Raw genomic sequence first — 818 nt, forward strand, 5'->3', positions numbered from 1 at the left:
AATCCTTTGGTATTCGCAATCCGGCCTACGGCAAATAATATACAGTCGAATTCCAGTTCAATGACTTGCTCACTTTTCGATTTCGCCACCAGAAGTTGTTTGCTTGGGTCCTCGGGATGGGGCTTCGCCTCGACGGCATCAAAGCCCATTTCCAATTTCATACCTTCACTCAGCATCTTGCTTTGTACTAGGCTCGCCATATCACTGTCTTCGCGCGGCAGTACCGTGTCATTTCGGCCGACGAGTGTGACGTTGATACCAAGCCGATGAAAGCTTTGCGCAAGCTCGCACCCTATAGGCCCCTCTCCTACGACAATCATTGCTTTGGGTGGTTGGCGTAAATTCCAGATGGTATCGGAGTTATAAGCAAGATCTGAGTTAAGGCCCAATATCTCGGGCATGGCCGGCCTTGCGCCGGTTGCAATGATGATATTTTTCGCCGCAATGGTCTTGCCATCCACTTTGACATGCCATGGGTCAATGATCTGGGCGCTACCCTGAATACAATTAACACCGAGACCCGTATATCGCTCAACCGAATCGTGAGGCTCAATCTTTTGAATGACGTCTTGGATTCGCTCCATTACTTGCTGAAAGTCAACTGAAGCATTGTCGATTTGTACACCATATTGCGCGGCTGTGTCGGCGTAATGTTTGATTTTAGCGGATCGAATCAGCGCTTTGCTAGGCACGCAACCTGTATTGAGGCAGTCGCCACCCATTTTGTGGCGCTCGATGAGATCCACCTTTGCTTTAGTGGCCGCAGCAATATAAGCACTCACTAGACCTGCGGAGCCTGCGCCGATCACGACTAGATT

Annotated in this window: 1 protein-coding gene; it reads right to left on the reverse strand. The window is 49.9% G+C overall.

Annotated elements, in window-relative coordinates; genetic code table 11:
- On the reverse strand, positions 1-818 hold an 818-nt coding region (locus tag A3751_RS17505; protein ID WP_156492583.1), incomplete at both ends, for an NAD(P)/FAD-dependent oxidoreductase.

This window comes from Oleiphilus sp. HI0080, from assembly GCF_001635135.1.